General features: G+C 73.1%; 20 protein-coding genes, 1 tRNA gene and 1 pseudogene. 4 read left to right on the top strand and 18 right to left on the bottom strand.

The window, feature by feature from the left end:
* Positions 1 to 47: 47 nt before the first annotated feature.
* A tRNA-Tyr gene (locus IH44_RS0125975) sits at positions 48 to 128 on the bottom strand.
* Between the two features lie 214 nt (positions 129 to 342).
* Between IH44_RS0125975 and IH44_RS0125970 the strand changes: the two genes are divergently transcribed.
* Positions 343 to 831 (top strand): YajQ family cyclic di-GMP-binding protein, encoded by a 489-nt coding sequence (locus tag IH44_RS0125970; RefSeq protein WP_030462146.1) that lies wholly within the window; start codon positions 343 to 345, stop codon positions 829 to 831.
* 146 nt (positions 832 to 977) lie between these two features.
* Here the strand turns inward: IH44_RS0125970 and IH44_RS0125965 are convergent, their stop codons facing one another.
* Positions 978 to 1,415: a hypothetical protein gene (locus IH44_RS0125965; protein ID WP_030462145.1), complete on the bottom strand. Its 438-nt coding sequence runs from the start codon at positions 1,413 to 1,415 to the stop codon at positions 978 to 980.
* 211 nt (positions 1,416 to 1,626) lie between these two features.
* On the opposite strand from IH44_RS0125965, the gene mug reads away from it, so the two are divergent.
* Positions 1,627 to 2,217 carry a G/U mismatch-specific DNA glycosylase gene (gene mug / locus IH44_RS0125960; RefSeq protein ID WP_035956414.1) on the top strand — a complete coding sequence of 197 codons (591 nt, stop codon included), beginning with the start codon at positions 1,627 to 1,629 and terminating at the stop codon, positions 2,215 to 2,217.
* 38 nt (positions 2,218 to 2,255) lie between these two features.
* Here mug and IH44_RS0125955 read toward each other — a convergent pair whose 3' ends face one another.
* Both IH44_RS0125955 and IH44_RS0125950 read right to left on the bottom strand, forming a co-directional pair.
* A complete protein-coding gene (locus IH44_RS0125955) occupies positions 2,256 to 3,026 on the bottom strand; it encodes an aminoglycoside phosphotransferase family protein (RefSeq protein WP_232795087.1) in 771 nt (256 codons plus the stop codon).
* 101 nt (positions 3,027 to 3,127) lie between these two features.
* Entirely contained in the window at positions 3,128 to 3,529 is a 402-nt protein-coding gene (locus IH44_RS0125950; protein WP_030462142.1) for a YccF domain-containing protein, read from the bottom strand.
* A 204-nt stretch (positions 3,530 to 3,733) separates the two neighbouring features.
* Here IH44_RS0125950 and IH44_RS0125945 point away from each other — a divergent pair, with 204 nt between their 5' ends.
* On the top strand, positions 3,734 to 5,323 hold the full coding sequence (locus IH44_RS0125945) for a metallophosphoesterase family protein (RefSeq protein WP_157852463.1): 1,590 nt from the start codon (positions 3,734 to 3,736) through the stop codon (positions 5,321 to 5,323).
* Between the two features lie 66 nt (positions 5,324 to 5,389).
* Here the strand turns inward: IH44_RS0125945 and IH44_RS0125940 are convergent, their stop codons facing one another.
* The 13 genes and pseudogenes from IH44_RS0125940 to IH44_RS0125880 all read right to left on the bottom strand — a co-directional run bounded on the left by IH44_RS0125940 (position 5,390) and on the right by IH44_RS0125880 (position 18,306).
* Positions 5,390 to 5,800: an SHOCT domain-containing protein gene (locus tag IH44_RS0125940; RefSeq protein WP_030462140.1), complete on the bottom strand. Its 411-nt coding sequence runs from the start codon at positions 5,798 to 5,800 to the stop codon at positions 5,390 to 5,392.
* Positions 5,801 to 5,926: 126 nt separating this feature from the next.
* Positions 5,927 to 7,545, bottom strand: a pseudogene (locus tag IH44_RS41430) (cbb3-type cytochrome c oxidase subunit I).
* A gap of 104 nt (positions 7,546 to 7,649) precedes the next feature.
* On the bottom strand, positions 7,650 to 8,507 hold the full coding sequence (htpX, locus tag IH44_RS0125930; RefSeq protein ID WP_030462139.1) for a zinc metalloprotease HtpX: 858 nt from the start codon (positions 8,505 to 8,507) through the stop codon (positions 7,650 to 7,652).
* 105 nt (positions 8,508 to 8,612) lie between these two features.
* Positions 8,613 to 10,187 carry an NADH-quinone oxidoreductase subunit N gene (locus tag IH44_RS0125925; RefSeq protein WP_369794997.1) on the bottom strand — a complete coding sequence of 525 codons (1,575 nt, stop codon included), beginning with the start codon at positions 10,185 to 10,187 and terminating at the stop codon, positions 8,613 to 8,615.
* Positions 10,187 to 11,713, bottom strand: a complete 1,527-nt coding sequence (locus IH44_RS0125920; RefSeq protein WP_030462137.1) for a NuoM family protein — start codon at positions 11,711 to 11,713, stop codon at positions 10,187 to 10,189. The genes IH44_RS0125925 and IH44_RS0125920 overlap by 1 nt, the downstream gene beginning before the upstream one ends.
* 43 nt (positions 11,714 to 11,756) lie before the next feature.
* Entirely contained in the window at positions 11,757 to 13,781 is a 2,025-nt protein-coding gene (locus tag IH44_RS0125915; RefSeq protein ID WP_030462136.1) for an NADH-quinone oxidoreductase subunit L, read from the bottom strand.
* Entirely contained in the window at positions 13,778 to 14,116 is a 339-nt protein-coding gene (gene nuoK / locus IH44_RS0125910) for an NADH-quinone oxidoreductase subunit NuoK (protein WP_035956402.1), read from the bottom strand. The genes IH44_RS0125915 and nuoK overlap by 4 nt, the downstream gene beginning before the upstream one ends.
* A gap of 1 nt (position 14,117) precedes the next feature.
* Positions 14,118 to 14,753 (bottom strand): NADH-quinone oxidoreductase subunit J, encoded by a 636-nt coding sequence (locus tag IH44_RS0125905; RefSeq protein WP_063759685.1) that lies wholly within the window; start codon positions 14,751 to 14,753, stop codon positions 14,118 to 14,120.
* Positions 14,750 to 15,310, bottom strand: a complete 561-nt coding sequence (locus IH44_RS0125900; RefSeq protein WP_030462133.1) for an NADH-quinone oxidoreductase subunit I — start codon at positions 15,308 to 15,310, stop codon at positions 14,750 to 14,752. Before IH44_RS0125900 ends, IH44_RS0125905 begins: the two co-directional genes overlap by 4 nt.
* Positions 15,310 to 16,269, bottom strand: a complete 960-nt coding sequence (gene nuoH / locus IH44_RS0125895; RefSeq protein ID WP_030462132.1) for an NADH-quinone oxidoreductase subunit NuoH — start codon at positions 16,267 to 16,269, stop codon at positions 15,310 to 15,312. The genes IH44_RS0125900 and nuoH overlap by 1 nt, the downstream gene beginning before the upstream one ends.
* Entirely contained in the window at positions 16,266 to 17,270 is a 1,005-nt protein-coding gene (locus IH44_RS41425; protein ID WP_035956400.1) for an NADH-quinone oxidoreductase subunit C, read from the bottom strand. Before IH44_RS41425 ends, nuoH begins: the two co-directional genes overlap by 4 nt.
* The gene (locus tag IH44_RS0125885) at positions 17,267 to 17,908 is read right to left on the bottom strand and encodes an NADH-quinone oxidoreductase subunit B (protein WP_035956398.1); all 642 of its coding nucleotides are present in this window, start codon (positions 17,906 to 17,908) and stop codon (positions 17,267 to 17,269) included. Before IH44_RS0125885 ends, IH44_RS41425 begins: the two co-directional genes overlap by 4 nt.
* Positions 17,899 to 18,306 (bottom strand): NADH-quinone oxidoreductase subunit A, encoded by a 408-nt coding sequence (locus tag IH44_RS0125880; protein WP_030462130.1) that lies wholly within the window; start codon positions 18,304 to 18,306, stop codon positions 17,899 to 17,901. The genes IH44_RS0125885 and IH44_RS0125880 overlap by 10 nt, the downstream gene beginning before the upstream one ends.
* 288 nt (positions 18,307 to 18,594) lie before the next feature.
* On the opposite strand from IH44_RS0125880, the gene IH44_RS0125875 reads away from it, so the two are divergent.
* Positions 18,595 to 19,749 (top strand): sensor histidine kinase, encoded by a 1,155-nt coding sequence (locus tag IH44_RS0125875; RefSeq protein WP_030462129.1) that lies wholly within the window; start codon positions 18,595 to 18,597, stop codon positions 19,747 to 19,749.
* A gap of 84 nt (positions 19,750 to 19,833) precedes the next feature.
* Here IH44_RS0125875 and IH44_RS0125870 read toward each other — a convergent pair whose 3' ends face one another.
* Positions 19,834 to 20,919, bottom strand: a complete 1,086-nt coding sequence (locus IH44_RS0125870) for a trypsin-like peptidase domain-containing protein (protein WP_051817318.1) — start codon at positions 20,917 to 20,919, stop codon at positions 19,834 to 19,836.
* Between the last annotated feature and the right edge of the window lie 134 nt (positions 20,920 to 21,053).

The following is a 21,053-nucleotide window of genomic DNA, read 5'->3' as shown; positions in this document are numbered from 1 at the left end:
GCCCCTGAGCTGCGTTTCCGCAGCCCAGGGGCTTCTTCACTATCCGGTGGCTGGTGCAGGGTTCGAACCTGCGTAGCTTGCGCGACAGATTTACAGTCTGCTCCCTTTGGCCGCTCGGGCAACCAGCCAGGGATGGTGTCTCACGGGGTGGTGCCCCGTTCGACGTCGTAAACGATACCTGATGTTGGGGGGTGGTCTGCCACTCGGTTACGTCACGTCGTGATCAAGGTCGGCGCGCGGCTGTTGCGGGCGGGGGCGCGGGGTGCTGGATAGGCTGGGGCGTCGCCCGCCGGTGGCGGGCGGCGCGACCGTGCAGCCTGTAGTGCAAGGAGACCAACACCCATGGCCGACTCCAGTTTCGACATCGTCTCGAAGGTCGAGTGGCAGGAGGTCGACAACGCGATCAACCAGACCTCCCGCGAGATCGCCACCCGCTTCGACTTCAAGAACGTGGGCGCCGAGATCAAGCGGTCCGGCGAGAAGATCGAGATGAAGGCCAACGGCGAGGAGCGGGTCCGGGCGATCCTGGACGTGCTGCAGACCAAGTTCGTGAAGCGCGGGCTGTCGCTGAAGGCGCTGGACGCGGCGGAGCCGCAGCTGTCCGGCAAGGAGTACAAGATCTTCGCCGACATCAAGGAAGGCATCACCACCGAGGATGCCAAGAAGGTCGCGAAGATCATCCGCGACGAGGGCCCGAAGGGCGTCAAGGCGCAGGTCCAGGGCGACGAGCTGCGGGTCAGCTCGAAGTCGCGCGACGACCTGCAGGCCGTGCAGACGCTGCTCAAGGGCAAGGACCTGGACTTCGCCGTCCAGTTCGTCAACTACCGCTGAGCAGCGGCACGAACCGCCCCGGGAGGGCGCACCGGCGACGGTGCGCCCTCCCGGCGTTTCGACGGGGGGTCGGGGGTCGGGGAGCGCTGGGCGGGGTGGTCGGGAGGGCGCCGAGCAGGCCGGCGGTGTCGGGGGCGGCGGCCGGGTCAGTCCTCGGTCGGCCGGCGGCGGTACGCGTCGAGGGCGGTGGCGACGGCGGGGGCGGCGGGGCCGGTGGCGCCGAGGGCGTGCAGGACGCGGTCGAGCGGGGTGCCGTCGGCGGGGGTGAGCGGGCCGAGGGTGATCCGGCCGTCGTACCAGAGCGCGGTGCGGCGTCCGCCGGGGTGGCCCTCGTCGGTCTCGGCGTAGGCGATCGGGGCGGCCTTGGACCAGCCGGCGATCCGCAGGGCGAATCCGGAGGGGAACCGCTTGAAGCCGAAGTCCGGGGTGTTGGAGGGGTGTTGGAGCGCGTCGTGGAGTTCGTCGGTCATCGGCACCAGTGCGAGACCGTGCGGCAGGGGCGCGGGACGGGCGAGCGGGACTTCGGCCGCCACCACCGCGATCAGTTCCGACGCGGCGATCAACGCGTTCAGTTCGTATGACACCGCCCCATTCTCCGTCAGAGAAGTCATCAGGTCAGGAAAACAATCGAACTGACTATCCATCCGATATGCCGGACATCGACCGCACCCGTTCCGACCTGCCGGAACACCCTTCCCGGAAGGCGGTTCCGAAAACTGTTCGCAGGCGCTCGACGGCGTGCGCGCGCCCACTGGTACAGCGCCGGTACGGCGCCGGTACGGCAGAGTGGGCGGGGTGACCCGTACTCCGCCGCAACAGCGCCCGGCCGCCGGTGCCAGGCCCACGCCCGAACAGCTCGCCGCCGCCCAGGACAGCACCATCGAGGACGTGGCCGCGCCCGGCCTGCGGGTGCTGTTCTGCGGGATCAATCCGGGCCTGTGGTCGGGCGCCACCGGGCAGCACTTCGCCCGGCCGGGCAACCGGTTCTGGCCCGCCCTGCACCGCTCCGGCTTCACGCCCCGGCAGCTGCGGCCGGACGAGCAGCGGGAGCTGCTCGGGTTCGGGCTCGGGATCACCAACGTGGTGGCCCGGACCACCGCGAAGGCGTCCGAGCTGACCGCCGAGGAGTACCGGGAGGGCGGCCTGGCGCTGGAGGCCCGGGTGCGGCGGCTGCGGCCGCGCACGCTGGCGGTGCTCGGGATCGGGGCGTACCGGGCGGCGTTCGGCCGGCCGCGGGCGGCGGTCGGGCCGCAGCCGGAGCCGATCGGCGGCACCGAGGTCTGGCTGCTGCCGAACCCGAGCGGCCTGAACGCGCACTACACGCTGGACGGGCTCGCGGCCGAGTTCCGGACCCTGCGCGAGCACCTGGAGCGGTCGGCGGAGTAGCGCCGCGGCCGTACCGGCACGGGAAGGGTCGGCCCCCGTCAGTCCGCCAGGAGGCGGGCCTCGAACCGGTCCCGCTCGCGCACCACGTACGCGGCGTCGGCGAGGTACTGCAGGTGGTGCCCGTCGGCCAGGTGCGAGGCGAACGCGGCGCTGCCGGCGGCGGCTTCGGCCCTCATGTGGGCGACCAGGGCGTGCAGTTGGGCCTCGATCGCGTCCACCAGGCCCGCCCGGTCGGCCCGGCCGAGCCCGTACGCGTCGCAGAACTCCCGCACCCGGGCGGCCTGTTCGTCGGGGGTGCCGAAGCCGTCGGCGTTGCCGGGCGCGGTGGTGGGCGCCCAGCGGTAGACGGCGTGGGCGACGTCCCAGATCCGGGGGCCGGGGTGGGCGGTGTCGAAGTCGATGACGCCGACCACCCGTTCGCCGTCCAGCACGCAGTTGTGCGGGGCGTAGTCGCCGTGGCAGATCACCTCGACGGGCTCCCGGGCGGGCAGCATCCAGCCCTCGGCCGTGCAGCCCGCCGTGGCGTCGTGGTACCGGCGCAGCAACCGGGCGGCGTCGAGCAGGGCGGTGCGGGAGGCGGAGGCCGGGGTGGCCGGGTAGTTCGGGACGTCGCCGGGCAGGAAGTCCAGGACCTCCCGCCCGTCCTCGGCCAGGCCGTGGAACCGCGGGGCGGCCGTGAACCCGGCCGCCCGCAGGTGCGCCAGCAGCCGGTGCACGGCCGGCGACCACGGCCCGGTCGGCCGCAGCACCCGGTCGCCGCGCCGCTCCACCTGGTTGACCCCTCCGGCCATGAGCTCGCCGTCCGCCACCTGACATCCCTTCGACGACCTGCCGCGACCGGACGGTTCTACCCCGGGCGCCGCCGGGGCGCGAACGGTTTTCCGGTCGGCGGGCGCCGGGGCGCCGGTCGTCAGCGGGTGCCGAAGCCCCGGTCGGTGGAGACCACGTCGCGGCCGAGCGGGGTGAGCGAGATCGGGACCATCTTGAGGTTGGCCCAGCCGAACGGGATCCCGATGATCGACAGGAACAGCGGGATGCTGGTGACGATGTGCCCGAGGGCCAGCCACCAGCCGGCCAGCACCAGCCAGATCACGTTGCCCACGCAGGAGGGCGCGCCCGCGTCGTCCCGGACCACGGTGGTGCGCCCGAACGGCCAGAGCATGAAGCCCGCCAGGCGGAAGGCCGCGACGCCGAACGGGATCGTGACGATCAGCAGGAAGCAGACGATCCCGGCGACCGCGTAGCCGATCGCCATCCACAGGCCGCAGAACAGCAGCCAGATCACGTTGAGCAGGAAGTTGACCAGCTTCATGCCTCCAGGCTCGCACACCGGGGCCGGGACGGGCAGTCGGCGGCGCGGCTCCGTGGCGGCGGCGTGGCGGGACGGGAGCTGACGCCCTGTCACCTCCGGCCGTTCACCGGGTGTTCAGCCGGTGCGCGGCGCGCGGGGGGTCGGAGTTCGCCGGGGGCTGCGAGCGTCCCGGGCGGTCCTCGACTGTCTACAACGGAGGCGACAGTGGCTCACCCCCCGGCCCACCCCTCGCGCAGAACGGTGCTCCGCACCACCACCACGGCGGGCCTGCTGGCCGCCGTCCCCGGCTCGGCGGTGCTCTGGTCGCAGCCGGCCGTGGCCGGGGTGCCCGGCCCGGAGCAGGTGCACCTGCAGTGGGGCGAGGAGCCGTCCAGCCAGATGACCGTCTCCTGGGCGACGGCCGGCTCGGTGCGCCGGCCCAGGCTGCGCCTGGGCACCGCCGACGGCGGCTTCGGCCGCACCGAGCAGGCCCGCAGCCGCTCGTACGTGGACGGGCTGAACAAGGTGGAGACGTACACCCACCACGTCCGGCTGGACGGGCTGCGCCCGGACACCGTGTACGTCTACGAGGTGTCGCACGACGGCGCGGCCCCGGTCCGCGGCACCTTCCGGACCGCACCGCGGCCCGGGCGGGCGAAGTTCCGGTTCACCAGCTTCGGCGACCTGGGCGCGGGCGACCCGAAGTGGTCGAAGTCCTCGGTGCACGCGGCGGCGGCGGTCCGCCAGGTCGAGCGCTTCGACCCGCTGTTCCACCTGCTCAACGGGGACCTCGCGTACGCCAACAACAACCCGCAGCTCCAGCCGCAGTGCTGGGACGCGTTCATGAACAACCTCCAGCAGTCCGCGGCCAACCGCCCGTGGATGCCCGCGCCCGGCAACCACGAGGTGGAGGCGGGCGGCGGCGAGCTCGGCTACGCCTCGTACCACGCCCGGTTCGACCTGCCGGACAACCGGACCCGCGACTACTGCGGCAACTGGTACTCCTTCCAGGTCGGTTCGGTGCTGTTCCTGAGCCTGGACGGCAACGACCTCGCGGTCGAGGACGACGCCTCGATCGACCCGGCCACCGGGCAGTCGGTGTACGTGCACGGCTACAGCCAGGGCGCCCAGCTGCGCTGGCTGGAGCGCACCCTGGCGAAGGCCCGCGGCGGCAGCGAGGTGGACTGGGTGGTGGTCTCGATGCACCAGTTCGCCATGTCCTCCTCGGCGGGCAGCCACGGCGGCGACATGGGCCTGCGCGAGGACCTGCTGCCGCTCCTGGACCGCTACTCGGTGGACCTGGTGCTGGCCGGCCACGACCACGACTACGAGCGCACCCACCCGGTCCGCGGCACCGACCCGGGCACCCTGCTGCGCCCGGCCGTGGTGGACGACGAACTGCGGCGGATCGACAGCTCCAAGGGCACCGTGCACCTGATCCTGGGCGGCGGCGGCACCGCCTCGCACGACGACACCTTCCTGACCGACCCGGCCGGCGGCGTCCCCGACGCGTACGTCCGCACCCAGCGGCTGACCTTCAAGGCCGACCCGGACGCCAAGGAGAAGGCCACCTGGTCGGCGGTGCGCGACCCCGACACCGCGTACCCGTACGGCATGGCGGTGTTCGACGTGGACCCGGGCCTGGCGCCGGGCGGGCGGACCAGCATCACCGTCGGCTACTACCACTCGGTGCCGGCCACCGCCGCGAACCCCGACCCGGTGCCGGTGCTGTTCGACCGGTTCACCCTGGTCCGCGACCGCAGCGACGGCCGCCCGCACCGCGGCGGCCGGGACGCGCGGGACGACCGGCCGTAGCCGGGGGCGGGAACGACGGAAGGCCCGCCACCGGGGCGGGCCTTCCGTCGTTGCGCCGGACGGGTGTCAGGCGAGCAGCTTGTCCTTGGCCCGCTGGTACTCCTCCTCGCTCAGCGCGCCGCTGTTCCTGAGCTCGGACAGCTTCGCCAGGTCCTCCACGTGGCCGCCGCCCGCGGGGGCCGGGCCGCCCCCCGTGCCGGCCGCCTTGCGGACGTACTCCTGGAAGGCGGCGTCGGCCTGCTGGGCCTGGGCGACGTCCCGTTCGTGCATGGACCCGCCGCGGACGATCAGGTAGACCAGCACGCCCAGGAAGGGCAGCAGGATCACCAGGATCGTCCAGCCGGCCTTGGCGCCGCCGCCCATGTCGTGGCTGCGGAAGATGTCGGTGATGATCTTGAAGAGCAGGAAGAACCAGAGGATCCAGAGGAACAGCTCCAGCATCGTCCAGAAGATGTTGAGCAGCGGATAGTTGTCCATGACGCTCCGATCCCGCGTGCAGTCGGACGGCACGTCCCCGCATCCGGGACGGCACAGGGACGAAACGATTCGTACCATCACGAAACGGGCACCGCACTCCGGGCGGTGCGGGCGTCGGCGCGGGCGTCAGTGCGGGTCGTTCTGCAGCCGGTCGAACTCGGCGATCTCCGGGTGGTGGAGGTCGAAGGCCGGGGACTCGGAGCGGATCCGCGGCAGGGTGGTGAAGTTGTGCCGCGGCGGCGGGCAGGAGGTCGCCCACTCCAGCGAGCGGCCGTAGCCCCACGGGTCGTCCTCGGCCACCCCGGGGTGAAGCCGTCGCTCGCCAGGTAGTCGGCGTAGCGGCGCGGCATGCCCTCGGCGCCCAGCCAGTGCTGGACCAGGAAGGTGGTGTGGAAGCCGATGAACAGCGTCCAGAAGTGGATCTTCCCGAGCCGCTCGTCCAGCATCCGCCCGGTCATCTTCGGCCACCAGAAGTAGAAGCCGGCGAACATGGCGAAGACCACCGTCCCGAACACCACGTAGTGGAAGTGCGCGACGACGAAGTACGAGTCGGAGACGTGGAAGTCGATCGGCGGCGAGGCGAGCAGGACGCCCGTCAGACCCCCGAACAGGAAGGTCACCAGGAAGCCGACCGACCAGAGCATCGGGGTCTCGAAGGAGAGCGAGCCGCGCCACATGGTGCCGACCCAGTTGAAGAACTTCACGCCCGTCGGCACCGCGATCAGGAAGGTCATGAACGAGAAGAAGGGCAGCAGGACCTGCCCCGTGACGAACATGTGGTGCGCCCAGACGGTGACCGACAGGCCCGCGATGGCGATGGTGGCGCCGATCAGGCCGGTGTAGCCGAACACCGGCTTGCGGGAGAACACCGGGAAGATCTCGGTCACGATGCCGAAGAACGGCAGCGCGATGATGTACACCTCGGGGTGGCCGAAGAACCAGAACAGGTGCTGCCACAGGATCGGGCCGCCGTTGGCCGGGTCGAAGACGTGCGCGCCGAACTTGCGGTCCGCCTCCAGGCAGAGCAGCGCCCCGGCCAGCACCGGGAAGGCCATCAGCACCAGGATCGAGGTCAGCACCACGTTCCAGACGAAGATCGGCATCCGGAACAGCGTCATGCCGGGCGCCCGCAGGCAGACCACGGTGGTGATGAAGTTGACCGAGCCGAGGATGGTGCCGAAGCCGGAGAAGGCCAGGCCCATGATCCACATGTCGGCGCCGACGCCCGGCGAGTGCACCGCGCTGTTCAGCGGCGCGTAGGCGAACCAGCCGAAGTCGGCCGCGCCGTTCGGGGTCAGGAAGCCGCCGACCGCGATCAGCGAGCCGAACAGGTACATCCAGTACGCGAAGGCGTTCAGCCGGGGGAAGGCCACGTCCGGGGCGCCGATCTGGAGCGGCATGAACCAGTTGGTGAAGCCCGCGAACAGCGGGGTGGCGAACATCAGCAGCATGATCGTGCCATGCATGGTGAACGCCTGGTTGAACTGCTCGTTCGACAGGATCTGCGTCCCCGGCCGGGCCAGCTCGGCCCGCATCACCAGCGCCAGCACCCCGCCGAACAGGAAGAAGGCGAACGAGGTGACCAGGTAGAGGGTGCCGATCTGCTTGTGGTCGGTGGTGGTCAGCCACGTCACCAGCGCCCGGCCGCGGCGCGGGCGGGAGGCCCGGCCGAAGCGGCGGCGCGGGGGCGGCTGCGGGACCGGCGGGCCGGTCGGGCCGCCCAGTTCGGCATCGCTCGGCAGCATCGTCACCGCACCGCACCTCCGGCCTCGGACTGGTCAGTGCGTTCAGCCCTACCAGCGGGGCGGGAGCGGGCGGCGGACGCTCGCCGCAGGCTCGCCCGAAGGGGTCAGCGCCCGGCCATCCGCTCCAGCCGGGCGATCCGCTCGCGCATCGGCGGGTGGGTGGAGAACAGCTTCGCGCCGCGCTCGCCGGGCCGGAACGGGTTGGCGATCATCATGTGGCTGGCGGTCTGCAGCTGCGGCTCGGGCGGCAGCGGGAGGCGCTGGGTGCCGGCGTCCAGCTTGCGCAGGGCACTGGCCAGGGCGAGCGGGTCGCCGGTGATCCGGGCGCCGTCGGCGTCCGCCTGGTACTCGCGGGAGCGGCTGACGGCCAGCTGGATCAGACCCGCGGCGATCGGCCCCAGGATCATGATCGCCAGCATGCCGACCAGGCCCGGGCCGTCGTCGTCGTCCGAGCGGCCGACCGGGATCAGCCAGGCGAAGTTGACCAGGAACATCACCACCGAGGCGAGCGCCCCGGCCACCGAGGAGATCAGGATGTCCCGGTTGTAGACGTGGCTCAGCTCGTGGCCCAGGACGCCGCGCAGCTCGCGCTCGTCCAGCAGCTGCAGGATGCCGTCGGTGCAGCAGACCGCCGCGTTGCGCGGGTTGCGGCCGGTGGCGAAGGCGTTCGGCGCGGGGGTGGGCGAGATGTACAGCCGGGGCATCGGCTGGCGGGCCGAGGTGGAGAGCTCGCGGACGATCCGGTACAGCTGCGGGGCCTCGATCTCGCTGACCGGACGGGCCCGCATCGCGCGCAGCGCCAGCTTGTCGCTGTTCCAGTACGTGTAGGCGTTGGTGCCGACCGCGACCAGCAGGGCCACCAGCAGGCCGGTGCGGCCGAAGAAGCCGCCGATCACCAGGATCAGTGCGGACAGACCGCCCAGCAGGACGGCCGTCCGCAATCCGTTGTGGTGGCTGTGCACTGCGGGCCCTCCTGTGGTGCCGGTGGAAGCCGTGGAGCCGCTTCCCTCTGCCGGGATCAACGCGCCGAACTGGCCGGTTCGTTCCCCTCGGCATTCGACCACAGGTCAGAACAGGCTGCCCGACACCACCTGGAGCACCAGCTGGGGAGCCACCGAGAGCACCACCGCGCCGCAGGCCGCCAGGCCCAGGGCGGCGGTCAGGGAGGCCGGGACGCGGCGCGGGCCGGCCGCCTCCGGGGCGGGCGCGGGCTCGGACTTGGACTCGGACTCGGCGGGCGCGAACAGCAGGGCGGTCCACTTCAGGTAGTAGGCGAGCGCGACCACCACGTTCACCGCCATCACCACGGCCAGCCAGCCCAGGCCCGCGTCGACCGCCGCGCGGAACACCACGACCTTGCCGAACAGGCCGACCACGCCCGGCGGCAGGCCGGCCAGGCAGAGCAGGAAGAACGCCAGCGCGAACGCCGCCCACCGGTTGCGCCCGGCCAGGCCGCGGAAGCCGTCCAGCCGGCCGGAGCCGCCGACCAGCGCGACCGCGCCGAACGCGCCCAGGTTCACCAGGCCGTAGATCAGCGCGTACGCCACGGTCGCGCCCAGCGGCCCGTCCGAGCCCGCGTACCCGGCGGCGGCCAGCGGCACCAGCAGGTAGCCGGCCTGGCCGATCGAGGACCAGGCCAGCAGCCGGACCGCCCCGTGCGGGGTGTCGGTGCGCTGGCGCAGCGCGGCCGCGTTGCCGACCGTCATGGTGAGCGCGGCGAGGACCGCCAGCACCAGGCCCCAGGTGTGGCCGTACGGGCGGAAGGCGACGGTGGTGACCAGCGCGAGGCCGGACAGGCCGGCCGCCTTGCCGACCACCGAGAGGTAGCCGGCCACCGGGAGCGGCGCGCCGACGTAGGTGTCGGGGACCCAGAAGTGGAACGGGACGGCGGCGGTCTTGAACGCGAAGCCGACCAGGGTGAGCACCGCGCCCGCCTCGGCGAGCGGCTTCAGCTGGGCCGGGGCGTGGGCCAGTCCGTCGGCGATGCCCTGGAGCTGGATCGTTCCGGCGGCGGCGTAGACGAAGCTGACGCCGAGCAGCATCACGGCGGTCGCGGTGACCGAGGAGAGGAAGAACTTGAGCGCGCTCTCCGCGCCCCGGCCGTCCCGGCGCAGCGCGACCAGGGCGAACGCGGGCAGGGTGGCGACCTCCAGGGCGATCACCAGGGTGGCGAGGTCGCGGGCGGCGGGCAGCAGGGCGGCGCCGCAGGCGGAGGAGAGCAGCAGGAACCAGTACTCGCCGCCGGGGAGCTTCTCGTCCTCGACGGTGTGCAGCGAGAGCAGCACGGTCAGCAGCGCGCCGCCCAGCGCCAGCAGTTGGAAGGCGAGCGCGAAGTGGTCGGCGGTGTAGGAGCAGCCGCCGCTCTTGAAGCAGAAGGTGGAGCGGGTGTCGCCGACCGCCAGCGGGATCAGCACGGCCAGCGCGGCCAGCAGGCCGGCCGCGCTCAGCAGGCCCAGCAGGCGCTTGCGGGCCGGCGGCAGGAACAGGTCGGTGACCAGCACGGCGAGGGCGGCGAGCGCGGCGATCAGCGGCGGGGCGACGGCCACCCAGTCGACGGACTGGATCAGGCCGCCCGGGTCGGCGACGGCGAGCGGCGTCAGCGGAGTCATGAGGGGCTGCCCCAGGTCGTGAGCGGTGGCCATCAGCCGCCTCCGAGGAGGTGCTTGACGGCCGGGTCGGAGAGGCCGAGGAGCAGGGCCGGCCACAGGCCCGCGAGCAGGGTGAGCGCGGCGAGCGGCGTCCAGCTGGCGGCCTCGTAGCCCTTGAGGTCGGGCAGGTCGGCGACCGGGGCGGGCTGCTCCGGGTCGCCCATGCAGACCCGCTTGACCACGACCAGCAGGTAGCCGGCGGTCAGCAGGGTGCCGAGGCCGGCCAGCACCATGTAGGTGACGAACGCGGGCCGGGAGAGCCCGGCGGCCGGGTCGAACGCGCCGTACATGGCGAGCAGTTCGCCCCAGAACCCGGCCAGGCCCGGCAGGCCGAGGCTGGCCACGGCGGCGAACGCGAGCAGGGCGCCGATCCGCGGGGCGCGGCCGTACAGGGCGGCGCCGGTGGCGCCGGAGAGGGTGTCGAGGTCGGCGGTGCCGTAGCGGTCCTTGACGGCGCCGACCACGAAGAACAGCAGGCCGGTGATCAGGCCGTGCGCGATGTTGGCGAACAGCGCGCCGTTCAGGCCGGTCGGGGTGAGCGAGGCGATGCCGAGCAGCACGAAGCCCATGTGGCCGACCGAGGAGTACGCGATCAGCCGCTTCAGGTCGCCCTTCGCGCCCGGCCGGGCCAGGGCCAGGCAGGCGAGCGAGCCGTAGACGATGCCGACGGCGGCGAACGCGCCCAGGTAGGGGGCGAAGGTCGCGGTGCCGTCGGGGACGACCGGCAGCAGGACCCGGACCAGGCCGTAGGTGCCCATCTTGAGCATCACGCCGGCCAGCAGCACCGAGCCCGCGGTGGGGGCGGCGGTGTGCGCGTCGGGCAGCCAGGAGTGCAGCGGCCAGGCGGGGGCCTTCACGGCGAGGCCGACCAGGATCGCCAGCGCGGCGATCAGCTGGGTGGTGTGGGACAGGCCGCTGCCGTGGGCGGCGGCGAGCTTCACCATGTCGAAGGTGCCGGCGTTGACGCCGATCAGCAGGAAGCCGAGCAGCATCACGGCGGAGCCGAGCAGGGTGTACAGGATGAACCGGTTCGCGGCCGCGACCTTCCGCCCGCTGCCCCAGCGCGCGATCAGGAAGTACATCGGGATCAGCACGATCTCGAAGGCCAGGAAGAACAGCACCAGGTCGAGCACCGCGAAGGTGGCCAGCATGCCGGTCTCCAGCAGGAGCAGCAGGCCGGTGAAGGCCCGGCCGCCGGGGCCCGCGGGGAGCTTCTTCACCGAGTACAGCGCGCACAGGAAGGTGAGCAGCGCGGTGAGCACCAGCAGCGGCAGCGAGATGCCGTCGGTGCCCAGGTGCAGGCGGACGTCCAGGGCGGGGATCCAGGACACGTCGGTGACGGCCTGCATCCGGCCCGGGTCGCCGTGGTCGAAGCCCGCGGCGAGGGCGACCGCCAGCAGCAGGGTGCCGCCGGTGACGGTGGTGCCGAGGCGCAGCGCCTGCTTGTCGCCGATCGGGGCGAGCGTCAGGGCGGCGCCGAGCAGCGGCAGGGCCAGGAGGGCGATGAGGACCGCGTTCATCGGGGGCTCCAAGGTCGTGCCGGGACGGGGAGGTGAGGACGGGTCATGAGCCGACCGCCACCAGGACGGCGAGCAGCACGGCCCCGGCCAGCAGCGCGTTCAGGTAGCCCTGGGCGTTGCCGGTCTGGGCGAAGCGGACGGCGCGGCCGAGCCAGCCGGGGGCGGCGCCCGCCCCGCGCACGTACGTCTCCACCACGGCGCGGTCCAGGAAGCGGACCAGCCGGGCGGCGGCCCGGGTGGGCCGGACGAACAGCGCGCTGTACAGGCGGTCGACGCCGAAGCCGTGCTGGGCGGGCCCGTACAGCGGGCCGAGCAGCAGGCGGCCGGGGTCGGCGGCGGCCGGGGCGGCGGCGGGGGCGGTGAGCGTCTCGGCGGCGGGCGGGCCGGCCTGCGGGGGCACCCGGACGGGCTGGGCGGCGGCCCGGGCGTTGACGGTGCGCCAGGCCGCCCAGCCGATCAGCAGGCCGGCCAGCGCGGTGCCGGTGCCGAGCACCATGGTCTCGGAGCCGGGGCGCAGCGGTTCGCCGTCGAGCAGTGCGGGCAGCCAGTCGGAGCGCAGCCCGAGCAGGCCGAAGCCCATGGTGGGCACGGCCAGCACCCACAGCGGCCAGCGCATCGCGGCGGGTTCGGCGTGCGCCGGGTCGGCCTCGTCGATCTCCGGGGAGTACGGGGCGTCGGCGGGGGCGGCCACCGGTGTCACCGGCTTGGCGTGGAAGGCGACCAGCCAGAGCCGGGCTGCGTAGGCGGCGGTGAGCAGCGCGGTGAGCAGTCCGGCGACCAGCACCGTCCAGCCCGCGGCGGCGGGGACGGCCGAGGCGGGGCCGAGGTGGCCGGTGAGGGCCTCGCCGTGGGCGGCGTGCTCGGCGGCGGTGAGCACCGACTCCTTGGAGAAGAAGCCGGCGAACGGCGGCAGGCCGACCAGGGCGACCAGGGCGATGCCCATCGTCCAGTAGGCGTCGGGGACGCGGTGGCGCAGGCCGTCGATCCGGGACATGGCGCTGATCGAGTTGGTGTGCGCGGCGTGGATGACCACGCCGGCGGTGAGGAACAGCAGGGCCTTGAACGCGCCGTGGCCGACCAGGTGGAACACCGCGGCCTGCCGGTCGCCGGAGGCCAGCGCCCCGGCCATGTAGCCGAGTTGGCCGACCGTGGAGTAGGCGAGGACGCGCTTGAGGTCGTCCTGGGCGAGCGCGCACAGCGCGGAGCCGACCATGGTGACGGCGGCCATCACGGCCAGCACCAGCAGCGCGGCGGAGGACAGCAGGAAGACCGGCAGCAGCCGGGCGACCAGGTAGATGCCGGCGGCGACCATGGTGGCGGCGTGGATCAGCGCGGAGACCGGCGTGGGGCCGGCCATCGCGTCCGGCAGCCAGGTGTGCAGCGGGAACTGGGCGCTCTTGCCCGCGACGCCCGCGAGCAGCAGCAGCGCGATCAGGGTCGGGTGGTCGAGGCCGCCGCCGGTGGCGGTGCGCAGCACCTCGGCGATCCGGAAGGTCCCGGCGTCGGCGCCGAGCAGGAACAGGCCGAACAGGAACGGGACGTCGCCGAGCTTGGTGACCAGGAACGCCTTGAGCGAGGCGCTGCGGGCGTCGGCGGTCTCCCAGTGGTGGCCGATCAGGAAGTACGAGCAGATGCCCATCACCTCCCAGCCGACCAGCAGCACGATCAGGTCGCCGGAGTAGACGACCAGGAACATCGCGGCGGTGAACAGCGAGACCAGGGCCGCGTACGAGGGGTAGCGCGGGTCGTCCTTGAGGTACGCGGTCGAGTAGACCTGCACGCAGGTGGCGACCAGGCCGACCAGCACCGAGATCAGCGAGGAGAAGCCGTCCAGGTGCAGGGCGAGCGAGATCTCGGGGCCGCCGGTGGGGGCGAGCCGGGTGGCGGCGTCCAGGGTGGCGCCGGTGCCCAGCTGCAGGGCGGTGACCAGGGCGAGCACGGCGGAGACCGCGACCGGCAGCACCGCCAGCGGGCGGGCCAGGCCGGGGTGGCGGCGGCCGGTGGCGAGGCCGGCGGCAGCGCCGAGCGCGGGCAGCACGGGGACGAGGATCGGCAGCGCGAGGTTCATCGGGCGAGCTCCTCGGGGTCCGCCTCGTGGCGGTCGCCGAGCGCGGTGACCTCGTCGACGGCAGCGGTGCGGCGGGTGCGGTAGACCAGCAGCACGATGGCCAGGCCGAGGCCGATCTCGGCGGCGGCGATGGTGATGGTGAACAGGGTGAGCGCCTGGCCGGCGTGCAGGGTGTCGCGCAGCCAGACGTCGAAGGCGACCAGGTTGAGGTTGACGGCGTTGAGCATCAGCTCGACCGACATCAGCACCAGGACGACGTTGCGCCGGGCGAGCACGCCGTACACGCCGACGCTGAACAGCAGCACGGCGAGGACGGCGGGGTAGGCGAGGTGCACGTCAGCGCTCCTTCGGCTTCGTCGGGGCGGCGGCGGACGGCTTCCCGGCCCGCAGCCTGCCCGCCCGCGGCTTGGCGCGGCCGCCCTCGGTGCGGGACAGCACGATCGCGCCGACCAGGGCCGCCAGCAGCAGTACCGAGAGCGCCTCGAACGGCAGCACCCAGTGCGAGAACAGGTACTCGCCGGTCAGCCGGGTGGTGCCGGCCGCGCCGGACAGGTCGATCCAGGACGAGCGGAACGCGTCGACCACCAGGGTGACCAGGGTCGCGGCGGAGGCGGCGCCGACCGCGAGGGCGGCCGGGCGGTTGCCGGAGTCGGCGTCCGGGGAGCGGCCGATCGGGGCGCGGGTCAGCATCAGGCCGAACAGCACCAGCACGATCACCGAGCCCAGGTACACCAGCACCTGCACCCAGGCCACGAACTCGGCCGTCAGCAGCAGGAACTCGACCGCCAGCCCGCCCAGCGCGACCACCAGCCAGAGCGCGGCGTGCACCAGTTGGCGGGTGGTCACCGAGACCACGGCGGCGCCGAGCACGAGCACACCGACCAGCAGGAAGACGATCTCCTGCCCGGTCGGCGAGAGGTACGAGCGCGCGGCGGGCTCCAGCGAGCCCGCCGCGGCCAGCAGGGTGCTCAACTCTCCCCACCCTCCTCGGCGGCGGCTGCCGCCGCGGCTGCGGCGGCCAGCTTGTCGGCGGCCTTGCGGGCCATGGCGATCTCCTTGGGCTCCTCCGCCGCGGCGTCGTGCGCGGGCGGCGGCGGGACGGTCCACATCCACTCGCGCAGCCGCTCGCGCTCGTGGGTGAGCTCGCGGATGTCGGTCTCCGCGTACTCGAACTCCGGGGACCAGAACAGCGCGTCGAACGGGCACACCTCGACGCAGATCCCGCAGTACATGCAGAGCGAGAAGTCGATGGCGAAGCGGTCCAGCACGTTGCGGGTGCGGGCGCGGGCGTTCGGGTCGGCGGCGGGCAGCGTCTCCTTGTGGGAGTCGATGTAGATGCACCAGTCCGGGCACTCGCGGGCGCACAGCATGCAGACCGTGCAGTTCTCCTCGAGCAGCGCGATCACGCCGCGCGAGCGCGGCGGCAGGTCGGGCTGCACGTCCGGGTACTGCGCGGTGACGGTCCTGCGCATCATCGTGCGCAGGGTGACGGCCAGGCCCTTGGCCAGGCCGGAGCCGGGAATTCCCATTAGGAGATCGCCACCTTGATGATGCCGGTCAGGGCGAGCTGGGCCAGCGCCAGCGGGATCAGCACCGTCCACGCGAAGCGCATCAGCTGGTCCTCGCGCAGGCGCGGGTAGGTGACGCGCAGCCAGAGCACCACGAAGGCCAGCGCGAAGGTCTTCGCCAGCGTCCACAGCCAGCCGAGCTGATCGGAGAACGGGCCGTGCCAGCCGCCCAGGAACAGCACCGAGGTCAGCGCGCAGAGCACCACGATGCCCGCGTACTCGGCGAGCAGGAACAGTGCGAAGCGCAGGCCGGTGTACTCGGTGTACGCGCCGAAGATGATCTCCGAGTCGGCCACCGGCATGTCGAACGGCGGGCGCTGCAACTCGGCCAGGCCGGCCGTGAAGAACACGAACGCGCCGATCGCCTGCCACGGCACCCACCACCAGTGGTAGGCGTCCACGATGCCGGGCAGCGAGACGGTCCCCGCCGCCATCGCCACCGAGGCGGCGGCCAGCAGCATCGGCAGCTCGTACGACATCAGCTGCGCGGCCGTGCGCAGCGCGCCCAGCAGCGAGAACTTGTTGGCCGACGCCCAGCCCGCCATCAGCGAGCCCAGCACGCCGACGCCCATCACGGCCAGCACGAAGAAGATGCCCGCGTCGACCACCTGGCCGACCATCCCGCCGGGCCCGACCGGGATCACCAGCAGCACCAGCAGGTACGGCAGCAGCGCGACGGCCGGGGCCAGTTGGAAGACCTTCCGGTCCGCCCCGGACGGGACGACGTTCTCCTTCTGGACGAACTTCACGCCGTCGGCGACCAGTTGCGCCCAGCCGTGGAAGCCGCCCGCGTACATCGGGCCGAGCCGGCCCTGCATGTGCGCCATCACCTTGTGCTCGGCCTGGCCGACCACCAGCGGCAGCACCAGGAACGCCACCAGCGTGCCGACGCAGCGCAGCAGCGTGTCGAGGAGGTTCACGCGCTGTCTCCGTCCTGCTTCTCGGTCTGCTGTTCGGGCTGCTGGGGTTGGTCCGACTGATCCGGCTGTTCCGGTTGTTCCGGTTGCTCGTCGTGGGCCGGGACGGGCGCGTGCCACGGGGCGTCGGACGACTGGGTGCGGGCGGTGCGGCGCGGCGCCTCGGGCTGCTCGGCCGGTTCGGCGGCCTGGCTGACCGAGCCCTCGCCGACGCTGCGGGTGCGGCGCGGCCGGTCCGCGCGCACCGGCGGGGCGTCGGCGGCGGCCTGGCTCGCGGAGCCGGCCTCCGTGCTGCGGGTGCGGCGCGGGCGGTCGGCGCCCGCGGCGGCGGCCCGGGCCCCGCGGGCGGGGCGTTCGGCGACCGGCGGCAGGGTGCCCTTGAGCGGGCCCCACTCGTTCGGGTCGGGGACGCCGGCGGGCTGCATCTTGCGCCGGGCCGGGCCGCCGTGGTCGGCGGACTCGCCGGGCTCCTTGGCGCCGGGCCAGTCCTTGGCGACCCGGGCGGCCAGCACGAAGTCCTTGCGCAGCGGGTGGCCCTCGAAGCCGTCCGGCAGCAGCAGGGTGACGGGGTGCGGGTGGCCGGTGAACCCGATGCCGAACATCTCCAGGGTCTCCCGCTCGTGCCAGGCGGCACCGGCGTACACCCCGACGGCGGTGGGCAGTTCGGCCCTCTCGCGCGGCACCCGGGTGCGCAGCAGCAGCCGGCGCACGCCGCCGGGCCCGCCGACGGCGGCCAGGTGCGCGCAGACGGCGAAGCCCCGGTCGAGGTCGTCGACGGCGCTCAGCCAGTCCAGGAAGGCCAGGCCGAGGACGTCGCGGGCGGCGGTGAGCGCCTCGATCCAGTGCTCGGCGGGCACGTCGACGGTCAGCAGGTCGTACGCCTCGGTGGCGCTCGCCCACGGGCCGACGGACGCGGCGGTCCGCTCGGCGGGGGTGGGCTCGGCGGCGGGCACCGGCTCGGCGGGCGTCTCGGGGACCTCGGGGGTCTCCGGGGTGTCGGTCACTGCTGCCCCTCCCCCGGCGCGGTGCCCGGCGCGGTCCGCAGCGGGCGGCCCAGCGCGGCGGCGGGCGCGGCGTAGCGCTGCGGGACGTCCTCGGCAGCGATCTTCTCCTGCAGCTTGAGGATGCCCTGGAGCAGCGCCTCGGGCCGCGGCGGGCAGCCGGGCACGTAGACGTCGACCGGGATGATCTGGTCGACGCCCTTGGTGACGGAGTACGAGTCCCAGTACGGGCCGCCGGAGTTGGCGCAGGCGCCGAAGGAGATGACGTACTTCGGTTCGGGCATCTGCTCGTACAGGCGCTTGACGGCTGGGGCCATCTTGTCGGTGACGGTGCCCGAGACGATCATCAGGTCGGCCTGCCGGGGGCCGGGCGCGAACGGGATGACACCCATCCGGATGAAGTCGTGCTTGGCCATCGACGCGGCGATGAACTCGATCGCGCAGCAGGCCAGTCCGAAGTTGAAGCACCAGAGGCTGTAGCGGCGGCCCCAGTTGAGCACCACCTTGACCGGGTCCGGGGCGAGCCGGGCCAGCGGGCCGAGGCGGCGCTGCTCGACGGCGGCGCCGGGGCGGGCCGGGTCGGGGATGCCGAGCGGGACGGGGCCGGAGCCGGGCGTCCCGTGCGAGTGCGTCACGTCCATTCCAGAACGCCCTTCTTCCAGGCGTAGAGCAGTCCGACCGCGAGGAAGCCGATGAAGACGAACATCTCCACCAGCGTGACCGCCCCGAAGCCGGCGGCGGAGAACACCGTGGCCCACGGGAACAGGTAGATCGCGTCGACCGCGAAGATCACGTACAGGAAGGCGTAGACGTAGTACCGGATCTGCGTGTGCGCCCAGCCCTCGCCGACCGGGTCCACCCCGCACTCGTAGGCGAGCAGCTTCTCGGGGGTGTCGACCACCGGTCGCATCAGGCGGTTCGCGGTGAAGGCCACCGCGACGAAGAGGACGCCGATGACCGCCAGCAGACCGATCGCCGCGTAGGCGTCGAAGTAGCCGCTGCCGGCGGCGGGGTCGGCAGCGAGCGGCTGCCACTCCATGGGTCACGCCCTTCTTCTTTGCCCGTCCATAACCATCGCTATCGCGGGAGTCTATGTGCACCGCTCGTTTACTCCGCCACCCGCCCGTTCTGCAAGACGGACGGTGGACGTCCGCTGGACGCCGGCGGAATTCCGCTTGCGGACGGTCCGGGCCCGGGCTGCAGGACGGAGGGTGGGGATAACCCCCGGAAGAAGACGGTGTGCAGCACCATGGCGGGGGGAGGTCGCCGGCCGGGATGCTGGTGATCGACGAAGCACCGGCGAGAGCACCAGGAAAGGGCGCCGACCATGGAGGACGAGGCGAAGCGCCCGTCGTTGTACGGGGCACCGCTGTGGCGGGAGGTGCGCAACGCGCTGCTGAACCTGCCGATCGGAGTGGCCGGGTTCGCCGTGACGGCGGTGCTGCTGACGGCCGGGCTGGGCCTGGCGGTGACGGTGATCGGGCTGCCGCTGCTGGCCTTCGGGCTGGGCTGCTGCCGCCAGTTCGGCCGGCTGGCCCGGGCCCGGGCGCGGGCCGACCTGGGCAGCACCGTCCCCGAGCCGGAGCCGCTGCGCCCGTCCCGGGCCGGGGTGGCCGGCCGGGTGATGGCCGCCCTGGGGGACGGGCTGAGCTGGCGCTCCGCGCTGTACTGCGTGGTGCTGCTGATCTGGGGCATCCTCGGCTTCGTGCTGACGCTGCTGCTGCTGGTGGTCGGCTGGCCGGTGCTGCCGTGGGCGATGCGGATGCTGAGCGGCGTCTCCCGGTGGCTGGTGGAGGTGCTGCTGGCGCCGGGCGCGCTGGCCGAGCGGGTCCGCGAGCTGGAGGACGACCGGGGCGTGGTGGTCGACACCGCCGCGGCCGACCTGCGCCGGATCGAACGGGACCTGCACGACGGCGCGCAGGCCCGGCTGGTGGCGCTGGCGATGGACCTGGGCCTGGCGAAGGAGAAGCTGACGGAGGATCCGGCGGCGGCCCAGCAGATGGTCGACGCGGCGCACGGCGAGGTCAAGCTGGCCCTGCAGGAGCTGCGCGACCTGGCCCGCGGCATCCACCCCGCGGTGCTCACCGACCGCGGGCTGGACGCGGCGCTCTCCTCGGTCGCGGCCCGCTGCACGCTGCCCGGCGGCGTCCGGGTGCACGTCGAGCTGGGCGGCGAGCGGCCGGACTCCGCGGTCGAGGGCATCGCCTACTTCACCGTCAGCGAGCTGCTGACGAACGCCTCCAAGCACTCCGGCGCCCGCACCGCCTCGGTGGACGTCTGGCGCCAGGAGGACCGGCTGATGCTGACGGTGCGGGACGACGGCCGGGGCGGGGCCCGGGTGCACCCGGGCGGCGGGCTGGCCGGCCTGGCCGAGCGGGCCGAGTCGGTGGACGGCGTGTTCGTGGTGGACAGCCCGGCCGAGGGGCCGACCTCGGTGACGGTCGAGCTGCCCTGGCGCACCCGGGCCGGCCACAAGGGCTGAGCCCCCGCGGATGCGGACGTGGACGGGCCCGGAGTGCCGCCTCCCTTGCGCGGTACGGCACTCCGGGCCCGGGCCTGTCGGGCGCTACAGCGTCCCGAGGGTGACCTCCGCGGTCTTGGGCTGCCCGTCCCGCAGGTAGCCGACGGTGACCTTGTCACCGGGGCTCAGCGAGGCCAGCGCGCTGGTCAGCGCCGAGGGGCTGGTGATCGTGGTGTCGTTGACCTTGTTGATCACGTCGCCCGCTTGCAGCCCGGCCGAGGCGGCCGGCCCGCCGCCGACCACCGAGACCACGGCCGCGCCGGCCGGCTGGAAGTTGGTGTCGAAGTACGGGCGGACGGTCACCCCGAGCCCGGCCCGGCCGGAGTTGGTGACCTTGCCGTCCTTGATCAGCTGGTTGGCGATGCTGGTCACGGTGGCCGCGGGGATGGCGAAGCCGATGCCGGGCGCGGCCGAGCCGTTCAGCTCGGGGTCGACGGCGGTCAGCGTGTTGATCCCGACCACCTGGCTGGAGAGGTTGACCAGCGCTCCGCCGCTGTTGCCGGGGTTGATCGCGGCCGAGGTCTGCACCATGTTGCCGATGGTGGCGCCGGGCGAGTCGGTGGTCTTCGGTTCGCTGACGGTCCGCCCGACCGCCGAGACGATGCCCTGGGTGACGCTGCTGGACAGGCCGAGCGGGCTGCCCATCGCCAGCGTGATCTGCCCGACCGCGACCTTGGCGCTGTCCGCGAAGGCGGCGGGCTTGAGGCCGCTGGGCGGGCTGCCCAGCTTGATCACCGCGAGGTCGGAGTCCGGGTAGCTGCCGACCAGCGTGGCGTCCAGCGGCTTGGTGCTGTTGGCCAGCGTCACGGTGAAGGTGGTGGCGGTGCCGACCACGTGCGCGTTGGTGACGATGTCGCCCTTGTCGTCGAAGACGATCCCGGAGCCGAGGCTGTCCCCCGCGGTGATCTGCACCACCGAGGGCAGCACCTGGGAGATCACGTGCTGGTAGTCCTGCTCCAGCTGGTTGCTGCTGGACGGGGCGGGCGCGGACGAGGAGCTGCTGGCCGCCGCGGTGGAGCTGGTCCCGGAGCCGGAGCTGGAGCAGCCGGTGGCCAGCAGCGCCGCCGCGGCGAGCACCGCCGCGGGCCCGAGCCACAGCTTGGGCCCGGTGGGCCGGGGGCCCGCCGGGATCGGGCGGGTCGGTTCCTTCTTCGGGCGCACCACGGCCACCTCCGGTCGCAGGACAGAACTTTGTCACTGTTTCACCGAAATGTCCGAATGTCCGTGCGGACACACCACAACACCGGGAAAAGGCCGCGTCTAGG

This window comes from Kitasatospora sp. NRRL B-11411, from assembly GCF_000721345.1.
Taxonomy (GTDB): domain Bacteria; phylum Actinomycetota; class Actinomycetes; order Streptomycetales; family Streptomycetaceae; genus Kitasatospora; species Kitasatospora cineracea.
Note: the sequence above shows the minus strand (reverse complement) of the source record. Positions and strands in the feature narration are given on the sequence as shown.